Source organism: Eleftheria terrae (assembly GCF_030419005.1).
Classification (GTDB): domain Bacteria; phylum Pseudomonadota; class Gammaproteobacteria; order Burkholderiales; family Burkholderiaceae_C; genus Caldimonas; species Caldimonas terrae.
The window spans coordinates 4,518,505-4,537,747 of record NZ_CP106951.1 but is presented as its reverse complement, the minus strand read 5'-3'; the positions used below and the strand labels follow the sequence as shown (position 1 = coordinate 4,537,747).

Here is a 19,243-nt window from a genome sequence, read left to right as displayed (position 1 = left end):
GCCTTGCGCACACCGCTCAGAAATTCCCTATGAACCAGTCCTTCACGCGGCCGAACAGCGTCTTCACCGAGCCGGCCTGCTGGGCCGCCCGGTGTCCCCGCACGCGGGCCAGCCGCGCCTCCTCCAAGAGTCCCATCACGGTGGCCGAGCGTGGATTGGCCACCATGTCGTGCAAGGCCCCCGAATAGGTCGGGATGCCCTTGCGCACGGGTTTTAGAAAGATGTCCTCGCCCAGCTCCACCATGCCGGGCATCACCGCCGAGCCACCCGCCAGCACGATGCCGGAGGACAGCAGCTCCTCGTAGCCGCTCTCGCGGATGACTTGGTGCACCAGTGAAAAGATTTCTTCAACCCGTGGCTCGATCACCCCGGCCAGTGCCTGGCGTGAAAGCATTCGGGGTGCCCGGTCGCCGAGGCCCGGCACCTCGACCTGCTCGTCCGGGTCAGCCAGCAGCTGCTTGGCCACGCCGAAGTCGACCTTGATCTCTTCGGCATCCTTGGTCGGCGTGCGCAGCGCCATCGCGATGTCGCTGGTGATCAGGTCGCCAGCGATGGGGATCACCGCGGTATGGCGGATCGCGCCGTCGGTGAAGATCGCCACGTCGGTGGTGCCGGCGCCGATGTCCACCAGCGCCACGCCCAGGTCCTTCTCGTCCTCGGTCAGCACCGACAGGCTGGAGGCCGACGGGTTCAGCACCAGCTGCTCCACCTCCAGGCCACAGCGGCGCACGCACTTCACGATGTTCTCGGCCGCGCTCTGCGCGCCGGTGACGATGTGCACCTTGACCTCGAGGCGGCCGCCGCTCATGCCGATCGGCTCCTTCACCTCGTGGCCGTCGATCACGAACTCCTGCGGCTCCACCAGCAGCAGCTTCTGGTCGTTGGGGATGTTGATGGCCTTGGCCGTCTCGACCACGCGGGCCACGTCGATGGGCGTGACCTCCTTGTCCCGCACGATCACCATGCCGGTCGAATTCTGCCCGCGAATGTGGCTGCCGGTGATGCCGGTGTAGACCCTCGTGATCTTGCAGTCGGCCATCATCTCGGCCTCTTTCAGGGCCTGCTGGATGGACTGCACCGTGGCATCGATGTTGACCACCACGCCGCGCTTGAGCCCATGCGACGGCGCCACGCCCAGACCGGCCACCCGCAGCTCCCCGCTGGGCAACACCTCGGACACCACCGCCATCACCTTGGCGGTGCCGATGTCGAGCCCGACGACGAGATCCTTGTATTCCTTGGCCATCTTGCCCTCAGTTCCTTTTCGCTGCGGCCGGTGCCACCTGGGTCGTGATGCCCTTGATGCGCACGGCATAGCCGTTGTGATGCCGCAGGTCGGCATACTCCAGCGGCCCCGGATAGCTGGCCGTCACCTGTGCCCAGGTGGCGACGAAACGCTCTAGCCGATTCAACACTTCGTTCGAGTCACCACGGCCCATCTCGATCTCGGCGCCGTTGTCCAGCTCAGCCGTCCAGGAGCCGCGCTCCGACAGGCTCAGCCGCTCGACCTTGGCGCCCAGGCGGCGCACCGCCTCGCTGACCGGCCCCCACAGGTGCAGCAGCTGGGGCGCGCTGCCCTCCGGCCCCTGCAGCGTGGGCAGGTTCTCTTCCTCGACATCGCCCAGGTTGGCCTCGAAGACCTCGCCGTAGGTGTTGACCAGGCGGTTCTCGCCCCAGTAGGCCGCCACCTTGTGCTCCTCGATGCGCACCGCCAGCCGGTTGGGCCAGATGCGCTGCACCGCGGCCCGCCGCACCCAGGGCACCGACTGGAAGGCCTGCCGGCTTTCTTCCAGGTCGATGCTGAAAAAATTGCCATGCAGCTTCGGCAAGGCATTCGCACGGATGGTGGTCGCCGTGCTGCGCTGCAGCTCGTTGTCGATGCGGATGGCCTCGATCGAGAACACCGGCCAGCCCGTCACCCAGGTCACCGCCAGCCAGGCGCACCCCAGCGCGGCCAGCGTGAAGAGCAGGGCGGCGGTGGCGTTCATCAGGCGGATGTCCAGGGGCTTGGCGGTTCGCATGGCACGGGGTTCTGTCGACCCCTTCTCAAAGGTTGAGCGAAGCCTGGGCGCACAGCCACAGGCACAGCTGCTCGTAGCTGATGCCGGCCGCGCGGGCCGACATCGGCACCAGCGAATGGCCGGTCATGCCGGGCGAGGTGTTGATCTCCAGCAGGAAGGGCTTGCGGTCGCTGGCGCGGATCATCACGTCTGCGCGCGCCCAGCCCTTGCACCCCAGCGTGCGGAAGGCCTCCACGACGAGGCGCTGGATCTCGCGCTCCTCGGCCTCGGGCAGGCCCGAGGGGCAGTGGTACTGGGTGACGTCGGTGAAGTACTTGTTCTGGTAGTCGTAGTTGCCCTCGGGCGCCACGATGCGGATCACTGGCAGCGCCTCGGCACCGGCGCCCTGCCCCAGCACCGGGCAGGTGGTCTCGTCGCCGGCGATGAATTCCTCGCACAGCACTTCGGGGTCGTGGCGGGCCGCCAGCGCGTAGGCGGCCTCGCATTCCTCGACCGTGGTGACCTTGCTCAGGCCGATGGTGGAGCCCTCGCGCGAGGGCTTGACGATCATCGGCGCACCCAGCGCGGCGAAGGCGGCGCGGGCGTCGTCGGCGCTGGACACCAGCCGCCAGTCGGGCGTGGGCAGGCCTTCGAAGCGCCAGATGCGCTTGGTCATGATCTTGTCCATCGCGATGCTGGAGGCCATCACGCCGGAGCCGGTGTAGGGCAGGCCGAGCAGCTCCAGCGCGCCCTGCACCGTGCCGTCCTCGCCGTAGCGGCCATGCAGCGCGATGAAGCAGCGGGCATAGCCGTCGCGCTTGAGTTCGCCCAGGTCGCGCTGCTCCGGGTCGAAGGCATGGGCGTCCACGCCCTGCGCCTTCAGCGCATTGAGGACGCCGGTGCCCGACATCAGCGACACCTCGCGCTCGGCGGAATGGCCGCCCATCAGCACGGCCACCTTGCCGAGCGCCTGGGGATCGATGGCAGAGAGATCGAGCTTCATGCGTCGGCACCTTTCTTCAGGAGTTCGCAGACCTGGGCCGGCACGCCGCCGATGGACCCGGCCCCCATCGTGATGACCACGTCACCGTCGCGCGCCTGCTCGGCGATGACCTGCGGCAGTGCCGCGATGTCGTCGACGAACAGCGGGTCGACCTTGCCCGCCACGCGCAGCGCGCGCACCATGGCACGGCCGTCGGCCGCGACGATGGGCGCTTCGCCGGCGGCATACACCTCGGCCAGCAGCACCAGGTCGGCGCTGCCGATCACCTTCACGAAGTCCTCGAAGCAGTCGCGGGTGCGGGTGTAGCGGTGCGGCTGGAAGGCCAGCACCAGCCGCCGGCCGGGGAAGGCGCCGCGCGCCGCGGCCAGCGTCGCGGCCATCTCCACCGGGTGGTGGCCGTAGTCGTCCACCAGCGTGAAGCTGCCGCCGCCGGGCAGCGCCACCTCGCCATAGCGCTGGAAGCGCCGGCCCACGCCGCGGAACTCCGCCAGCGCCTTGAGCACCGGCTCATCGGGCAGCTCCAGCTCGGTGGTCAGCGCGATGACCGACAGCGCGTTCAGCACGTTGTGCTCGCCCGGCAGGTTGAGCGTCACGTCCAGCTCGGGCATCGTCACGCCGTTGCGGCGGTGGCAGGTGAAGCGCATCTGGCCGCCCTCGGCCCGCACGGCGGTGGCCCGCACCTGTGCGTCTTCGCCGAAGCCGTAGGTGATGACGGGCCGCGACACCATCGGGATGATCGAGCGCACGCCCGGATCGTCGCTGCACAGGATGGCCGCGCCGTAGAACGGCATGCGGTGCAGGAAGTCGATGAAGGCCGCCTTCAGCCGCGCATAGTCATGGCCGTAGGTGTCCATGTGGTCGGCGTCGATGTTGGTGACGACCGAGACAATGGGCATCAGGTTCAGGAAGGAGGCGTCCGACTCGTCGGCCTCCACCACGATGTAGTCGCCGGTGCCCAGGCGCGAGTTGGCGCCGGCGCTGTTCAGGCGGCCGCCGATCACGAAGGTGGGGTCGGCCCCCGCCTCGGCCAGCGCGCTGGCCACCAGGCTGGTGGTGGTGGTCTTGCCGTGGGTGCCGGCGATGGCGATGCCGCGCTTGAGCCGCATCAGCTCGGCCAGCATCACCGCCCGCGGCACGACCGGCACGCGCTTGCTGCGCGCGGCGATGACCTCGGGGTTGTCGCCTCGCACGGCGGTGGACGTGACGATGGCGTCGGCGCCCTGGATGTGGGCCGCTTCATGGCCCAGCATCACGGTGATGCCGAGCGACGCCAGGCGGCGCAGGGTGGCGCTGTCGCTCTGGTCGGAGCCGGAGATGGTGTAGCCGAGGTTGAACAGCACCTCTGCAATGCCGCTCATGCCGGCGCCGCCGATGCCGACGAAATGAATGTGCTTGACTGCGTGTTTCATGCCACGCCTTCCTTCTTGTTGACCAGCTTCTCGATCTCGTCGGCCACCTTCGCGGCGGCGCGCGGACGAGCCAGGGTGCGGGCCTTCTCGGCCATGGCCTGCAGCCCGGCGCGGTCCAGGCCGCGCAGCAGTTGGGCCAGGCCCTCGGGGCTCAGTTCGGCCTGCGGCAGGTGGTGGGCCGCGCCGTGCTGGGCCATGTAGAGCGCGTTGTCGCGCTGGTGCGAGGTGGTGCTGACGATCAGCGGCACCAGCACGCTCGCCACGCCGGCCGCACACAGCTCGCTGACGGTCACGGCACCGGCGCGGCAGACGATCACGTCGCACTCGGCCAGTCGGCGGGCCATGTCGTCGATGAAGGGCAGCACCTCGACGTCGCGCTCGGCGTCGATGCCCTGCGCCTGGTAGAGCGCCTTGACCGCGTCGCGGTTGAGCTGGCCGGTCTGGTGCGTCACGCGTGGCCGCTGTGCGGGATCGAGCAGCGCCAGCGCCTTGGGCAGCGTCTCGTTGAGCACCCGCGCACCCAGGCTGCCGCCGACCACCAGCACCCGCAGCGGGCCCTCGCGGCCGGCGAAGCGCTCAGCCGGCGGCGCGATCCCCTCGATCTCGGCGCGCACCGGGTTGCCGGTGACGATGGCGCGCTTGTGCACCGTGGCGGCGGCGCCGTCGAAGCCGAAAGCCACGCTGTCGGCCACCGGCAGCAGCGCGCGGTTGCTCATCAGCAGCGCCGCATCGGCATTCACCAGCATCAGCGGGCGCAGCCGGGCGGCGGCCATCAGGCCGCCGGGGAAGCAGACATAGCCGCCCATGCCCAGCACCGCGTCGGCCTTGCGGGCGCGCAGGATGCGCCAGCAGGCCGCGAAGGCGGCCAGCATGCGCAGCCCGCCGGTGAGGGTGTGCAGCAGGCCCTTGCCGCGCAGGCCGCTGAAGCCGATGGTGTCCAGCGGAATGCCGGCGGCCGGCACCATGCGGTTCTCCATGCCCTGCCGGGTGCCGAGCCAGCTCACGGTCCAGCCGCGGCGCTGCATCTCCTGCGCCACCGCGAGGCCGGGGATGATGTGGCCGCCGGTACCGGCCGCCATGACGACGAGGTGGCGGCTCATGCGCGCCCTCCCCGCATCAGCTGGCGGTTTTCCATGTCCACGCGCAGCACCAGGGCCATCGCGACGCAGTTCATCAGGATGGCGGATCCGCCATAGCTCATCAGCGGCAAGGTCAGTCCCTTGGTGGGCAGCACGCCGAGGTTCACGCCCATGTTGATGAAGGCCTGCCCGCCCATCCAGATGCCGATGCCCTGGGCCACCAGGCCGGAGAACACGCGGTCCAGCGCGATGGCCTGGCGGCCGATGTGAAAGATGCGGCGGGTCAGCCAGAAGAAGGCGAAGATCACGGCCGCCACGCCGGCGAAGCCCAGCTCCTCGCCGATGACGGCCAGCAGGAAGTCGGTGTGCGCCTCGGGCAGGTAGTGCAGCTTCTCCAGGCTGGAGCCCAGGCCCTGGCCGAACAGCTCGCCACGACCGAAGGCGATCAGCGAATGCGACAGCTGGTAGGCCTTGCCGAGGGTGTACTTCTCTTCCCACGGGTTGAGGTAGGCGAAGATGCGCTCGCGCCGCCAGTCGCTGAAGCTGATCATCAGCACGAAAGCGCCGACCAGCACCGCGGTGATCAGGAAGAACATGCGCCCGTTGACGCCGCCGAGGAACAGGATGCCCATGGCGATCGCGGCGATCACCATGAAGGCGCCCATGTCGGGCTCGGCCAGCAGCAGCAGGCCCACCACCGCGACGGCCACCGCCATCGGCATCACGGCCCGGAAGAAGCGCTCCTTCACCTCCATCTTGCGCACCATGTAGTCGGCCGCATAGAGGGCGATGGCCAGCTTGGCCAGCTCCGAGGGCTGGAAGTTGAGGAAGCCCAGCGCGATCCAGCGCCGCGCGCCGTTGACGCCCTTGCCGATCCACGGCAGCAGCACCACCACCAGCAGCAGCAGCGCGGCCACGAAGAGCCACGGCGCGTACTTCTCCCACACCTGCATCGGCACCTGCAGCGCCAGCAAGGCGACGACGAAGGAGATGCCGAGGAACATCACGTGGCGCATCAGGAAGTGCCCGTGCTGGTAGTTGGCGAAGCGCGGGTTGTCCGGCAGCGCAATGGAGGCCGAATACACCATGACCATGCCGAGCGCGAGCAGCGCAACGACCACCCACATCAGCGCCTGGTCGAAGCCCTGCGGCCGGCCCGGCTGGCCGGTGGAGACCCAGTCGCGCACTGGCAGCTCCGGCCCGCGCTGCAGCAGCGAGCCGAGGCCGGCGCCCAAGCGTGCCTTCAGCGCCTCCCAGCCGAAACGGGCCTGCGGCTCGCTCATCCCGCCATCTCCCCGGCCTCGGTGGCCAGTGCCTGCACCTCGGCGACGAAGACCTCGGCCCGATGCGCATAGTTGCGGAACATGTCCAGGCTGGCGCAGGCCGGGCTCAGCAGCACCGCATCGCCGGCACGGGCCCGCTCGGCGCAGGCGCGGGTGGCCGCCGGCAGGGTCTCGAAGTGCTGGTAGGGCACGCCTGTGCCGGCCAGCGCCTGCGCGAGCTGCGGCGCATCGCGCCCGATCAGCGCCACGAAGCGCGCATGGCGGGCCAGCGGCTCGGCCAGCGGCGCGAAGTCCTGCCCCTTGCCGTCGCCGCCGAGGATCACCAGCAGCCGGGCCGGCGCGCGGTCCAGCCCCAGGCCGGACAAGGCGGCCACCGTCGCGCCCACGTTGGTGCCCTTGCTGTCGTCGAAGAAGTCGACCTCGGCCACCGTCGCGACGAACTCGACCCGGTGCGGCTCACCGGCGTATTCGCGCAGGCCATGCAGCATCGGCGCCAGCGGGCAGCCGATGGCGGTGGCCAGCGCCAGCGCCGCCAGGGCATTGGCCGCGTTGTGGCGCCCACGCACGCGCAGCGCGTCGGCCGGCATCAGTCGCTGGATGTGCAGCTCCTCCGGCTCGGCGTCGTCGCGCTTGCGGCCGCGGCCGGTCTTCAGGGTCTCGTCGGCCTCCAGCGCCCGCACCAGCCAGGCCATGCCGTTCTGGGTGATCAGGCCGTAGTCGCCGGGACGGCGCGGTGCGTCGAGCCCGAAGCGCACCACCGCGCGCTCGACCTTGCGCGCCGGGCGGCCCCGCACATTCGACTTGATGAACTGCGGTGGCGGCACCATGGCCTCGGTGGCCGGGTCGTCGCGGTTGATGACCATCACCGCCTGCTCGCCGAAGATGCGGGCCTTGGCTGCCGCATAGGCGGCCATGCTGCCGTGCCAGTCGAGGTGGTCGTCGGTGACGTTGAGCACGGTGGCGGCACTCGGCTCGAAGCCCTGCACGCCATCGAGCTGGAAGCTCGACAGCTCCAGCACCCAGACCTCGGGCAGGTGCTCGAACACCGGTGCGGCCGGCGGCGGCGGGGCCAGTTGCAGCGCCGGGCCGTCGTCGTCCTCGTCGGGGGCGGCCGGCGGCTGCGCGGCCGTGCCGGCCTCGCCCTCGGCGTCCGTGGCAACGAAGGCGTCACCCTGTGCATCGCCCGCGTCGGCAGCCGCCTCGGCCGCGGCGTCATCGCCCGCCGCGTCGGCGGACGGCAGGCCGTCGAGGGCCGCCAGGTCGGCCAGGTCCTCGTCGGTCGCGGTGCCGCCATGTGCCGGTGTGTCGATGGCGTCGTCGGCCATCGCCGCCTCGGCGGGCAGCGCCACGGACCCGGCCGCCACGGACGGGCCGGCAGCCACCGCTGGCAGCGCGGGGGTGCCCTCTTCGGCGGCGGCAGCCGGTGTCACGGGCGCCGGCTCGCGGTCGAGCGCATCGCTGAGCGTCTGCAGCATGGTCGGCCCGATGTTGCCGGCAATGCCCACACGCCGGCCGGCCCGCTCGATCAGCAGCGCGGCCATCGAGGTGGTGGTGGTCTTGCCGTTGGTGCCGGTGATGGCCACCACCTTCGGCGCATAGCCGCGCTCGGCCTTCAGGTCGGCCAGCGCCTGGGCGAACAGGTCCAGCTCGCCCTGCACCCGCAGGTCGCGTTCGGCGGCCCACGCATACAGCGCGGCCAGCCGGGTGTCCTGGGGTGCCAGGCCGGGGCTCTTGTAGAGGCGTTGCACGCCTTCCAGCACAGCGCCCTCCAGCGGCCCCGACAGCAGCTGTGCGCCGGGCACCGCCTCGCGCAGCGCGGCGGCTTGCGGCGGCGCCTCGCGCGAGTCCCAGACGCGCACCACGGCGCCGCCACGGGCGCACCAGCGCGCCATGGCCAGGCCCGAGTCGCCCAGACCCAGCACGAGAACGGTGATGCCTTGGAGATCCTTCATCGAATGGTGTCTTGTAGGGAGCCGGCCGGCGTCAACGCAGCTTCAACGACGACAGGCCGACCAGGCACAGCAGCATCGTGATGATCCAGAAGCGCACGACGACCTGCGTCTCCTTCCAGCCGGACTTCTCGAAGTGGTGGTGCAGCGGCGCCATCTTCAGGATGCGGCGCCCTTCGCCATACCGTTTCTTGGTGAACTTGAAATAGCTGACCTGCACCATCACCGACAGTGCCTCGACCACGAAGATGCCGCCCATCACCGCCAGCAGGATCTCCTGCCGTGTGATGATGGCGATGGTGCCCAGCGCGCCGCCCAGCGCCAGCGCGCCGACGTCGCCCATGAAAACCTGGGCCGGGTGGGTGTTGAACCACAGGAAGGCCAGGCCCGCGCCGGCCATCGCCGCACAGAAGATCAGCAGCTCGCCGGCACCGGGGATGTAGGGAAAGATCAGGTACTTCGAGTACACCGAGCTGCCCACCACGTAGGCGAACACGCCCAGCGCGGAGCCCACCATCACCACCGGCATGATGGCCAGGCCGTCCAGCCCGTCGGTCAGGTTGACCGCGTTGCTGGAGCCGACGATGACCAGGTAGGTCAGGATCATGAAGCCGTAGACACCCAGCGGGTAGCTGATGGTCTTGAAGAAGGGCACGAACAGGTCGGCGTTCGGCGGCAGCGGATTGGAGAAGCCCGACTGCACCCAGCGCACGAACAGCTCCAGCACCCGCAGGTTGGAGGTCTCCGACACGCAGAAGGCCAGGTAGATCGCCGCCAGCAGACCGATCACCGACTGCCAGAAGTACTTCTCGCGCGAGCGCATGCCCTCGGGGTTCTTGTGCACCACCTTGCGCCAGTCGTCGGCCCAGCCGATGGCGCCCATGCCGAGTGTGACGGCCAGCACGATCCAGACGAAGCGGTTGGTCCAGTCGAACCACAGCAGCGTGGACACCGCGATGCTCAGCAGGATCAGCACGCCGCCCATGGTCGGCGTGCCGCTCTTGGCCAGGTGGGCCTGCACGCCGTATTCGCGGATCGGCTGGCCGATCTTCAGCTCGGTGAGCCGGCGGATCACCCACGGCCCGAAGCCCAGCCCGATCAGCAGCGCCGTCATCGCCGCCATCACCGCACGGAAGGTCAGGTACTGGAACACGCGCAGGAAGCTCCAGTCCGGCTGCAGCGTTTGCAGCCATTGCGCGAGGCCGATCAGCATCGGGGCTCCTGTGTGCCGGGGGCGGCCGGCGTCGGGGTCGGGTTGTCGTTCTGGGAGCCGCCAGCGGACGGCGCCAGCAGCGCCTCCACCACCTGTTCCATCTTCATGAAGCGGGAGCCCTTCACCAGCACGCAGCCGGCCTGCGGCTGCTGGGGCAGTGCCGCGACCAGCGCGGCGGTGTCGTCGAAATGGCGGGCGCCACCATAGGCAGTGGCGGCATGGCGCATCTGTGCGCCGCAGGTCCACAGCGTGTCGATGCCGCGGCTGCGGGCATAGGCGCCGACCTCGGCGTGGAAAGCCTCGCCGTGCTCGCCGACCTCGCCCATGTCGCCCAGCACCAGCCAGCGCGGGCCCGGCATGGCCGCCAGCACGTCGACCGCGGCGCGCACGGAGTCGGGGTTGGCGTTGTAGGTGTCGTCCACCAGCGTGACGGCCCGGCCGCCGCGCTGGAAGGACTTGACCTGCGAGCGGCCCTTGACCGGCTCGAAGGCCTGCAGGCCGCGCGCCACCGCCTCCAGCGGCACGCCGGCCGCCAGGGCGCAGGCAGTGGCGGCCAGCGCGTTCTTGATGTTGTGGGCCCCGGCGATGCGCAAGGCCGCCTCGGCCTCGCCGGCCGGCGTGCGCAGGCTCAGGCGCCAGTGGTCGCCCGCCCATTGGCCGCTGCCGGTGACGTCGGCCGGCCCCTGGCTGGCGAAGGTCAGCACCGGGCGGGCACCGGCCAGGGCGCGCCATACCGCGGTGTGTTCCTCGTCGGCCGGGAAGACGGCGGTGCCGTCGGCCGGCAACGCCTCGATCACCGAGCCGTTCTCGCGGGCGACCGCCTCCACGCTTTCCATGAATTCCTGGTGCTCGCGCTGCGCGTTGTTGACCAGCGCCACGGTGGGCGCGGCAATGCGCGACAGGTAGGCGATCTCGCCGGGATGGTTCATGCCCAGCTCCACCACACCTGCACCATGCTCGGCGCGCAGGCGCAGCAGGGTCAGCGGCAGGCCGATGTCGTTGTTGAAGTTGCCCTGGGTCGAGAACGCGGCATCGCCCAGCCAGGCGCGCAGGATGGCCGCGATCATCTGCGTGACCGTGGTCTTGCCGTTGCTGCCGGTGACGGCGATCAGCGGCAGGCCAAAGCGCGCGCGCCAGCCGGCGGCCAGCTCGCCAAGGGCCAGCCGGGTGTCGGCCACCTGCAGGCCGGGCAGGCCGGCCTCGGCCAGCCCGTGGTGGGCCAGCGCCGCCACGGCGCCAGCGGCCTTGGCCTGGCTGAGGAAATCATGGGCGTCGAAGCGCTCGCCCTTGAGCGCGACGAAGAGGTCCCCGGGCCGCAGGCTGCGGGTGTCGCTGTGCACCCGCTCGATGGCCACCTCGGCATCGCCGACCAGCGTGGCGTCCTTCAACAGGCTGTGTGCCAGAGCCAGCTTCATCATCATGCGGCAGCCCTCCTTTGCAATGCGGCGGCGGCTTCCTCGACGTCGGAGAAGTGGTGCTTCTGCCCGGCGATGTCCTGGTAGTCCTCATGGCCCTTGCCGGCGATGAGCACCACGTCGCGGGCACCGGCCTCCGACAGCGCCTGCCCGATGGCGGCACGCCGGTCGGCCAGCACCGCCGCGGCGCCCGGCCGCGCCATGCCGGCCACGATGTGGCCGAGGATGGTGTCGGGCACCTCGGTGCGCGGGTTGTCGCTGGTCACCACCACCCGCTCGGCCAGCCGCTCGGCGATGGCGCCCATCAGGGGTCGCTTGGTGGCGTCACGGTCACCGCCGCAGCCGAACACGCACCACAGCCGCCCGCCGCGCTCGCGGGCGAGTGGCAGCAGCGCCTGTAGCGCCTTCTCCAGCGCGTCGGGCGTGTGGGCGTAATCGACCACCGCCAGCGGGCCGCCGGCCTCGCCAACGCGCTGCATGCGGCCGGCCACCGGCGTCAGCTCGGCACACACCGCCGCGGCTTCGGCCAGGCCGACGCCCAGGGCCCGCAGGCCGCCGATCACGCCCAGCAGGTTGGCCACGTTGTAGTCGCCGATCAGCGCGGTGCGCACCTCGGCCGAGCGGTCGCCCTCGTGCAGCGTGAAGCACAGGCCGCCGTCGCGGTAGGCGACGTCGCGGGCGCGCAGCTCGCCGCCTTCGTCCAGCGTGTAGCCCAGCACCCGCAGCCGGCCTTCGCCGCGCAAGCGCTGCGCGAGCTCGGCGCCCTTGGGGTCGTCCAGGTTGAGCACCGCCGCGCGCAGGCCGTCCCAGCCGAACAGCTCGGCCTTGGCGCTCCAGTAGGCGTCCATGCCGCCGTGGTAGTCGAGGTGGTCGCGGGTGAAGTTGGTGAACAGTGCCACCTCGATGCGCAGGCCGTCCAGCCGCCGCTCGACGATGCCGATGGACGAGGCCTCGATGGCGCAAGCCTTCAGCCCGGCGTCGGCGAAGCGGCGCAGCGAGGCGTGCAGCGTCACCGGATCCGGCGTGGTCAGGCCGGTCGCCTCGATGCGGGCGCCCGGCGCCGCGCGCGACGGCGGCTCGCCCACGCCCAGCGTGCCGACCACCGCGCAACGCTGGCCCAGCAGGCTCAGCGCCTGCGCCAGCCACCAGGCACTGGAGGTCTTGCCGTTGGTGCCGGTGACGGCCAGCATGCGCAGCGAGCGCGACGGCTCGCCATAGTAGGCGTCGGCGATCGGGCCGGTGGCCGCCTTGAGGCCGCGCACCGCGGCCACGCGGCCCTGGAATTCAGCGGCATCGAAGCCGAAGGCGTCCACGCCCTCGGCTTCCACCAGGCAGGCGGCCGCGCCGGCCTTCAGGGCCGCGGCGACAAAGCGGCGGCCGTCGTTCGCGTAGCCGGGCCAGGCCACGAAGCCGTCGCCCGCGCCGAGCCGGCGGCTGTCGGTGCCCAGCACGCCGGTGACGCGCGAGCGCAGCCAGTCGGCCGCCGCCTGGGGCGAAGTGAGCATGGCAAGCGCCATTTCAGAAACTCTCCTCCACCGCCGGCGCCTGTCGCTGCTCGGCGATGATCTGCGGTTGCACCGCGATATCGGGCTGCACACCCATCATGCGCAGCGTCTGCTGCACCACTTCGCTGAAGACCGGTGCGGCCACGTCGCCGCCGAAGTACTTGCCGTTGTTGGGTTCGTCCACCATCACGGCCACCACGATGCGCGGCTTGTCCACCGGCGCCAGGCCGACGAACCACGAGCGGTACTTGCGCTCCGCGTACCCCTTGCCTTCCTGCTTGTGCGCCGTGCCGCTCTTGCCGCCCACCGAATAACCGATGGTCTGCGCCTTCGGTGCGGTGCCGCCCGGCGCGCACACCGTCTGCAGCATCTGGCGCATGGCGCGCGCGGTGGCGGCCGAGAAGACGCGGATGCCCTCGACCCGCTGCGAGTGCCGCACCAGCGACACCGGGATCAGCTCGCCGTCACGCGCGAACACGGTGTAGGCCCGCGCCAGCTGGAACAGGGAGGCCGACAGCCCGTAGCCATAGCTCATGGTGGCCTGCTCGATAGGCCGCCAGCTCTTGTACGGCCTCAGCCGGCCCGACACCACGCCGGGGAACGGCAGCTGCGGCCGCTGGCCGAGGCCGATGCTGGAGAACATCTCCCACATCTCCTTGGCCGGCATCTGCATCGCCATCTTCACCGTGCCGACGTTGCTCGACTTCTGGATCACCTGCGCCACCGTGAGGATGTCGTGCGGGTGCGCGTCGCGGATGGTCGAACCGGTGATCATCATCCAGCCGGGCGAGGTGTTGATGGCCGTGTCGGGCCGCACCTGGCCCCGGTCCATCGCCAGCGAGGCGATGAAGGGTTTCATGGTCGAGCCGGGCTCGAAGGTGTCGGTCAGTGCACGGTTGCGCAGCTGGCCGCCGCCGAGCTTCTGGCGGTCGCCCGGCGCGTAGCTGGGGTAGTTGGCCAGGGCCAGCACCTCCCCGGTCTCGACGTCGAGCACCACCACCGAACCGGCCTTGGCCTTGTGCTCGGCGACGGCGTCGCGCACGCGCTGGTAGGCGAAGAACTGCACCTTGGAATCGATCGACAGCTCGATGTCGCGCCCGTCCGACGGCATCACGCTTTCGCCCAGGTCCTCGACCACCCGGCCCAGCCGGTCCTTGATGACGCGGCGCGTGCCGTCGCGGCCCGAGAGCTGCCCCTGGAAGGCCAGCTCGATGCCTTCCTGGCCCCGGTTCTCCACGTTGGTGAAGCCCACCACGTGCGCCGCCGCTTCGCCCTCGGGGTACTTGCGCTTGTATTCCTTGACCTGGTGGACGCCCTTCAGGCCGAGTGCCTTCACCTGCTCGCCGACGCTTTCGTCGACCTGGCGTTTGAGCCAGACGAAGTTGGGGTTGTCGTTCAGGCGCTTGTTCAGGTCGGCGGTGGTCATGCCGAGCAGCCGCGCCAGCTCGCGGCGCTGCGCCGGGCCGGCTTCCAGGTCCTTGGGGATGGCCCAGATGGACGGCGCCGGCACGCTGGACGCCAGGATCAGGCCGTTGCGGTCGATGATGCGGCCACGGTTGGCGGGCAGCTCCAGCGTGCGCGCATAGCGGCTCTCGCCCTGGCGCTGGTAGAAGTCGGTGCCGATGATCTGGATATAGACCGCCCGGCCCACCAGCAGGCAGAAACCGAGGCCGATGCAGGCCACCAGGAACTTCGAGCGCCACGGCGGCGTCTTGGAAGCCAGCAACGGGCTGGTCGAGTACATCACCGTGCGCACGGCGTGCGGGCGGGCGCCACGCTCTGCCCCGCTCTTCATCGACCTGCCTTGGCGCCCGAACGGCCAGAACTTCACGGCTGACTCCCGGCAGCAGCAGGTGCCTGCGCCGCAGAAGCCGCCGGCCGCGGCGCGGCGGCACTGGCGGCGGCGGCCGGCAAGGTCACGTAGTGGGTGACGGCCGCCGAGGGGATGCGCATCTGCAGCTTCTCGCGGGCGGTCTTCTCGACCCGCAGCGGCGTCGCCTCGGCGCGCTTGTCCAGCTCGAGTTGCTCGAACTCGGTGTCCAGTGCGTGGGCCTCGTTCTGGCTGCGCTCCACCTCGACGAACAGGCGCCGCGCCTCGTAGGACACCCGCACGAGGTAGAGCCCGCTGAGCACCAGCGCAATGAACAGCAGCAGGTTGAAGCGGGTCATGCCGGCGCTCCGGTGCGCTCGGCCACCCGCAGCACCGCGGAGCGCGCGCGCGGGTTGCCCGCCACTTCGGCATCACCCGGTTTGATGCGGGCCAGCGCCTTGAGCTTGGGCTCCGGCACCGGCGCGAACGGTGCGCGGCGGTCGATCTCGCTGCGGCTGTGGCGCACGATGAACTGCTTGACGATGCGATCTTCCAGCGAGTGGAAGCTGATGACCACCAGCCGCCCGCCCGGCTTCAGCAGCGCGAGCGCGGCCTCTAGGCCTTGCTCGAGCTCCTCGAGCTCCGCATTGACGTGAATCCGAAGAGCTTGAAAGGTGCGCGTGGCAGGGTCCTGGCCCGCTTCGCGGGTCTTGACCGAACGAGCCACGAGTTGAGACAGCTCGGCGGTGGTGCGAACGGGACTGCCGCTTTGCCGGCGAGCCACAAGCGCCTTTGCAATCGACACAGCAAACCGTTCTTCGCCATAGTTGCGTATCACCTCCGCGATCTGGCGCTCGTCGGCGCGCGCCAGGAAGTCGGCCGCGCTTTCGCCGCGGGTCGTGTCCATGCGCATGTCCAGCGGACCGTCGAAACGGAAGCTGAAGCCGCGCTCGGGGGTATCGATCTGGGGCGAGGACACGCCCAGGTCGAGCAGCACGCCGTCGAGCCGCTCGATGCCGCGCTCGGCACAGGCGCGCGACATGCCGGCGAAGCTGTCGTGCTCGATGGCAAAACGCGGGTCCTGGACCCGCGTGCTGGCTGCGATCGCCTCGGGATCCTTGTCGAAGGCCAGCAAGCGCCCCCGTTCTGAGAGCCGCGACAGCAGCAGGCTGGAATGCCCGCCGCGCCCGAAGGTGCCGTCGACATACTGGCCGTCGGGATCATGGACGAGCGCATCCACCGCCTCATGCAACAAGACGGTGCGGTGCTGGCGGCTGACCTCCCCGTTCATCGCCTTAGAAGGTGAAGTCCTTGAGCACATCGGGCATGCCTTGCTGCATGACCTCGGCCTCGTGGGCGGCATAGCGGGCGGCGTCCCACAGCTCGAAGTGGCTGCCCATGCCGAGCAGCATCACATCCTTGCTGAGGCCGGCGGCGGCGCGCAGCTCCGGCGAGATGAGCACGCGCGAGGCGGAATCGATCTCCACATCCATCGCGTTGCCCAGGAAAACGCGTTTCCAGCCGCTGGCCGACATGGGCAGCGCCGCGATCTTGTCGCGGAATGCCTCCCAGGCCGGTCGCGGAAACACCATCAGGCAGCCCTCCGGGTGCTTGGTGATCGTCAGTTGTCCGCTTGCCATGGCAGCCAGGACGTCGCGATGGCGCGCAGGAACGGACAACCGCCCCTTGGCATCCAGCGTCAACGCTGAGGCTCCCTGGAAAACGAAGTTCGACACGAACACCCACTAATCTGCACTTTGTCCCACTTTAACTTGGCACTCCTGCCGGGTCAAGGCGAGACGTAAAAAATGTCTAATTAAATCAAGCACTTACATCCAAACGCTCACCCCCCTAGTTTCGAAAAACCGTTGAAAAATAAGGACTTGCGATTTCCTGTGAAAGTTTTCGGTGAGCTGGTGCTCGCGAAAACCGAGAACAGAAGTGAGAAGAAGTTGGCAAGGAAGGGGTAAGTAGAAGAAACACAAACCGAGGGAAATCCCAGGGGTCCAAGGGCTCCCACGGTCCACCGGCGCGCCGCCGGCCGCTGATGCCTCGCTGCGCCGGACGAGCACTGGCGCGACGCCGCGATCACCCCGTGCCGCCTGCGGGGTCACCAGCGACCTACCTCATCGGGCAGGGCCCTGCCGGCACCTGGCGTTGTGCAGATGCATCAACCGCTGCTCGCAGACCGCACGGAAGCCCGGGCCTCGCCTGGCGCGGCGTCCCGCGGCACGAGGCGGCGTGGCACTCGGCTGCGGGCGCGGCGGAATCGTAAGCGAATGCAAATACTACATGGGCAAATCGCCCACCAGCGCTTCGCCAGCTGACACTGCGCGCAGTGCGCAAAGACGCACCCCGATGCGGACGCCGTCAAAGCCTGGGAGGGCTGCGGCGTGCCACAGCTCTTTTTCCCTGCGCGACGGAGAGCGCCACCCATGAACCCACCCATCGATGCCCCGGCCCCCACGGGCCGGGCAGAAGCACAGCTGCGCGTGCTCGAACGCGCCATCGCCCTGCTGTCGTCCACCGCCACGCTGGACGACGCGCTGGGCAGCACGCTGGACGCGTGCCTGCCCGTGCTGGGCGACTTCGGCCACTTCGACGTGGTGGTCGGTGACGAGGTGCACCGGGTGGCTCGTGCCGCCGACGACGAGCCGGCGGCCACGGCATTGCGCCAGCAGCGCTGGCGCCGCCGGCCCCCGGAAGCCACAGAGCTGTCGGCCTTGTGCAGCGGCTGGCCGGTGCTGCACCCGGAGATGGACGCGGCCTGGTACCAGGCGATGGCCACCGGGGACGACGAGGAGCTGGACGCCTGGCGCCGCCTGGGTGCGGTTTCGATGCTGTCGGTGCCGCTGCGTCACGCAGGCGAACTGGTCGGCGCCCTCAGCCTCTTCATGGGAAGTTCGGGGCGGCGGCATGGCGCGGACGAGCTGGAGTTCGCCGGACTGCTGGCGGCGCTGGCCGCACCGCCGGTCGTCAGCGCACGCCTGCGCGAGGCGCAGCACCGGGCCGAGGCGGCCTGGCGCGCCAGCGAGGAGCGCCTGCGCCTCGCACTGGAAGCCGGCCGGCTGGGCCTGTGGGAGTGGAACGTGGCCGACGACCGCTTCAGCGGCTGCGAGCGGTTCTACCAGCTGCACGGCCTGGTGCCCGGCGCCTTCGGCGGCCGGCTGGCCGACTTCCAGGCGCTGGTGCATCCGGAGGACCGGGAAGCAATGGCCCGGCAGATGCAGCGCGCGCTGGACACCGGCACCGGGTTCGCGGCCGAATTCCGCGTGCTCCACCCCGGCAACGAGACACGCTGGCTGGCCACCTATGCCAAGGTCCACCCAACCACGCCGGACGGTCGGCCGCTGCGACTGGCCGGCGCCAGCTACGACGCGACCGAGCGCCTGCAGCTGCTGGCGGCCGAGCGCACCGCACGGGCCGATGCCGAGGCGGCCCGCGGCGATGCCGAGGCGGCCAACCGCGCGAAGGACGAATTCCTGGCCATGCTCGGGCATGAGTTGCGCAACCCGTTGGCGCCCATCGTGACTGCCTTGCACCTGATGGAGCTGCGCGGCGAGAGCAGCACGCTGCCCGAGCGGGAGCTGATTGCGCGGCAGGTGGCCCACCTGTCGCGGCTGGTCGACGATCTGCTCGACGTCTCACGCATCACGCAGGGCAAGGTGGCCTTGAAGCTGGAACGGCTGGACATCGCTGCGGTCGTGCGCAAGGCGGTCGAGCAGGTCTGGCCGGCGTTGGAGAAGCGCAGCCTGCATTTCGAGGCCAGCCTGCCCTGCGACCCGCTGCAGGTGCAGGGCGACGCGGTGCGGCTGGCCCAGGTGCTGAGCAACCTGCTCGGCAATGCCGCGAAGTTCACACCCGCCGGCGGCCAAGTGACCCTCGCGGTGACGGCCGACGAGGCCGAGGTGCAGGTGGCGGTGCGGGACAGCGGCGTCGGCATTGCGCCGGAGTTGCTGCCGCGGGTGTTCGACCTGTTCGTGCAGGGCCCGCAGCGACTCGACCGCATCGAGGGTGGGCTGGGCCTGGGGCTGGCGATCGCCCGCACGCTGGTGCAGATGCACCAGGGGCGCATCGCCGCGGACAGCCCGGGGCCCGGCATGGGCAGCGTCTTCACGGTGACGCTTCCGCGTGCCGCACCGGCTGACGCCGCACCGCCGCGGCCAGCAGAACCAGGCCCTCGCCCGGCCGCAGCCCGCCTGCTGGTGGTGGACGACAACGAGGACGCGGCCGAGATGCTGACGCAACTCCTCATGCTGGCCGGCCACGAGGTGCGCAGCGCGCCGGACGGACCGTCGGCACTCGCCTTGGTGCAGACCTACCTGCCCGACGTCGCGGTGCTGGACATCGGCCTGCCAGGCATGGACGGCTACATGCTGGCCCGCCAGCTCAAGGCCCAGCCGCAGCTGGCCGGCATGCGACTGGTGGCGCTGACCGGCTATGGCCGCGAACCCGACCGCGAACGAGCGCATGCCGCCGGGTTCGACGAACACCTCGTCAAGCCGGTGGACCCGCAACGCCTGCTGCAGGTGCTGGCGGCACTGGTCGAGGCCCGGCGGCAAACGCCGCTCTAGCGC

15 protein-coding genes are annotated in these 19,243 nt (G+C 70.2%); 1 reads left to right on the top strand and 14 read right to left on the bottom strand.

Annotation, left to right across the window (positions count from 1 at the left end; genetic code table 11):
* Positions 1 to 16: 16 nt before the first annotated feature.
* From ftsA to mraZ, 14 genes are read right to left on the bottom strand one after another with little or no spacing between them, the layout of a single operon-like run.
* The gene (gene ftsA / locus N7L95_RS20285) at positions 17 to 1,246 is read right to left on the bottom strand and encodes a cell division protein FtsA (RefSeq protein ID WP_301257058.1); all 1,230 of its coding nucleotides are present in this window, start codon (positions 1,244 to 1,246) and stop codon (positions 17 to 19) included.
* Between the two features lie 7 nt (positions 1,247 to 1,253).
* A complete protein-coding gene (locus N7L95_RS20280; RefSeq protein WP_301257057.1) occupies positions 1,254 to 2,021 on the bottom strand; it encodes a cell division protein FtsQ/DivIB in 768 nt (255 codons plus the stop codon).
* Between the two features lie 25 nt (positions 2,022 to 2,046).
* Positions 2,047 to 3,003, bottom strand: a complete 957-nt coding sequence (locus N7L95_RS20275) for a D-alanine--D-alanine ligase (RefSeq protein WP_301257056.1) — start codon at positions 3,001 to 3,003, stop codon at positions 2,047 to 2,049.
* Complete coding sequence (gene murC / locus N7L95_RS20270) at positions 3,000 to 4,412, bottom strand: UDP-N-acetylmuramate--L-alanine ligase (protein ID WP_301257055.1); 1,413 nt, start codon at positions 4,410 to 4,412, stop codon at positions 3,000 to 3,002. Before murC ends, N7L95_RS20275 begins: the two co-directional genes overlap by 4 nt.
* Positions 4,409 to 5,512, bottom strand: coding sequence for an undecaprenyldiphospho-muramoylpentapeptide beta-N-acetylglucosaminyltransferase (murG, locus tag N7L95_RS20265; RefSeq protein WP_301257054.1), 1,104 nt, complete (start codon positions 5,510 to 5,512; stop codon positions 4,409 to 4,411). The genes murC and murG overlap by 4 nt, the downstream gene beginning before the upstream one ends.
* Positions 5,509 to 6,774: a putative lipid II flippase FtsW gene (gene ftsW / locus N7L95_RS20260; protein WP_301257053.1), complete on the bottom strand. Its 1,266-nt coding sequence runs from the start codon at positions 6,772 to 6,774 to the stop codon at positions 5,509 to 5,511. The genes murG and ftsW overlap by 4 nt, the downstream gene beginning before the upstream one ends.
* The gene (gene murD, locus N7L95_RS20255; RefSeq protein ID WP_301257052.1) at positions 6,771 to 8,726 is read right to left on the bottom strand and encodes a UDP-N-acetylmuramoyl-L-alanine--D-glutamate ligase; all 1,956 of its coding nucleotides are present in this window, start codon (positions 8,724 to 8,726) and stop codon (positions 6,771 to 6,773) included. Before murD ends, ftsW begins: the two co-directional genes overlap by 4 nt.
* A 31-nt stretch (positions 8,727 to 8,757) precedes the next feature.
* The gene (gene mraY / locus N7L95_RS20250) at positions 8,758 to 9,936 is read right to left on the bottom strand and encodes a phospho-N-acetylmuramoyl-pentapeptide-transferase (protein ID WP_301257051.1); all 1,179 of its coding nucleotides are present in this window, start codon (positions 9,934 to 9,936) and stop codon (positions 8,758 to 8,760) included.
* The gene (locus tag N7L95_RS20245; protein WP_435870107.1) at positions 9,930 to 11,354 is read right to left on the bottom strand and encodes a UDP-N-acetylmuramoyl-tripeptide--D-alanyl-D-alanine ligase; all 1,425 of its coding nucleotides are present in this window, start codon (positions 11,352 to 11,354) and stop codon (positions 9,930 to 9,932) included. The genes mraY and N7L95_RS20245 overlap by 7 nt, the downstream gene beginning before the upstream one ends.
* Positions 11,354 to 12,868: a UDP-N-acetylmuramoyl-L-alanyl-D-glutamate--2,6-diaminopimelate ligase gene (locus tag N7L95_RS20240; RefSeq protein ID WP_301257050.1), complete on the bottom strand. Its 1,515-nt coding sequence runs from the start codon at positions 12,866 to 12,868 to the stop codon at positions 11,354 to 11,356. The genes N7L95_RS20245 and N7L95_RS20240 overlap by 1 nt, the downstream gene beginning before the upstream one ends.
* Before the next feature lies 1 nt (position 12,869).
* On the bottom strand, positions 12,870 to 14,651 hold the full coding sequence (locus N7L95_RS20235) for a peptidoglycan D,D-transpeptidase FtsI family protein (RefSeq protein WP_301257049.1): 1,782 nt from the start codon (positions 14,649 to 14,651) through the stop codon (positions 12,870 to 12,872).
* A gap of 32 nt (positions 14,652 to 14,683) precedes the next feature.
* Positions 14,684 to 15,025, bottom strand: a complete 342-nt coding sequence (ftsL, locus tag N7L95_RS20230) for a cell division protein FtsL (protein WP_301257048.1) — start codon at positions 15,023 to 15,025, stop codon at positions 14,684 to 14,686.
* A complete protein-coding gene (rsmH, locus tag N7L95_RS20225; RefSeq protein WP_301260197.1) occupies positions 15,022 to 15,957 on the bottom strand; it encodes a 16S rRNA (cytosine(1402)-N(4))-methyltransferase RsmH in 936 nt (311 codons plus the stop codon). The genes ftsL and rsmH overlap by 4 nt, the downstream gene beginning before the upstream one ends.
* 4 nt (positions 15,958 to 15,961) lie before the next feature.
* Entirely contained in the window at positions 15,962 to 16,402 is a 441-nt protein-coding gene (gene mraZ, locus N7L95_RS20220) for a division/cell wall cluster transcriptional repressor MraZ (RefSeq protein WP_301257047.1), read from the bottom strand.
* 699 nt (positions 16,403 to 17,101) lie between these two features.
* Here mraZ and N7L95_RS20215 point away from each other — a divergent pair.
* Positions 17,102 to 19,240 carry a hybrid sensor histidine kinase/response regulator gene (locus N7L95_RS20215; RefSeq protein ID WP_301257046.1) on the top strand — a complete coding sequence of 713 codons (2,139 nt, stop codon included), beginning with the start codon at positions 17,102 to 17,104 and terminating at the stop codon, positions 19,238 to 19,240.
* Positions 19,241 to 19,243 lie beyond the last annotated feature (3 nt).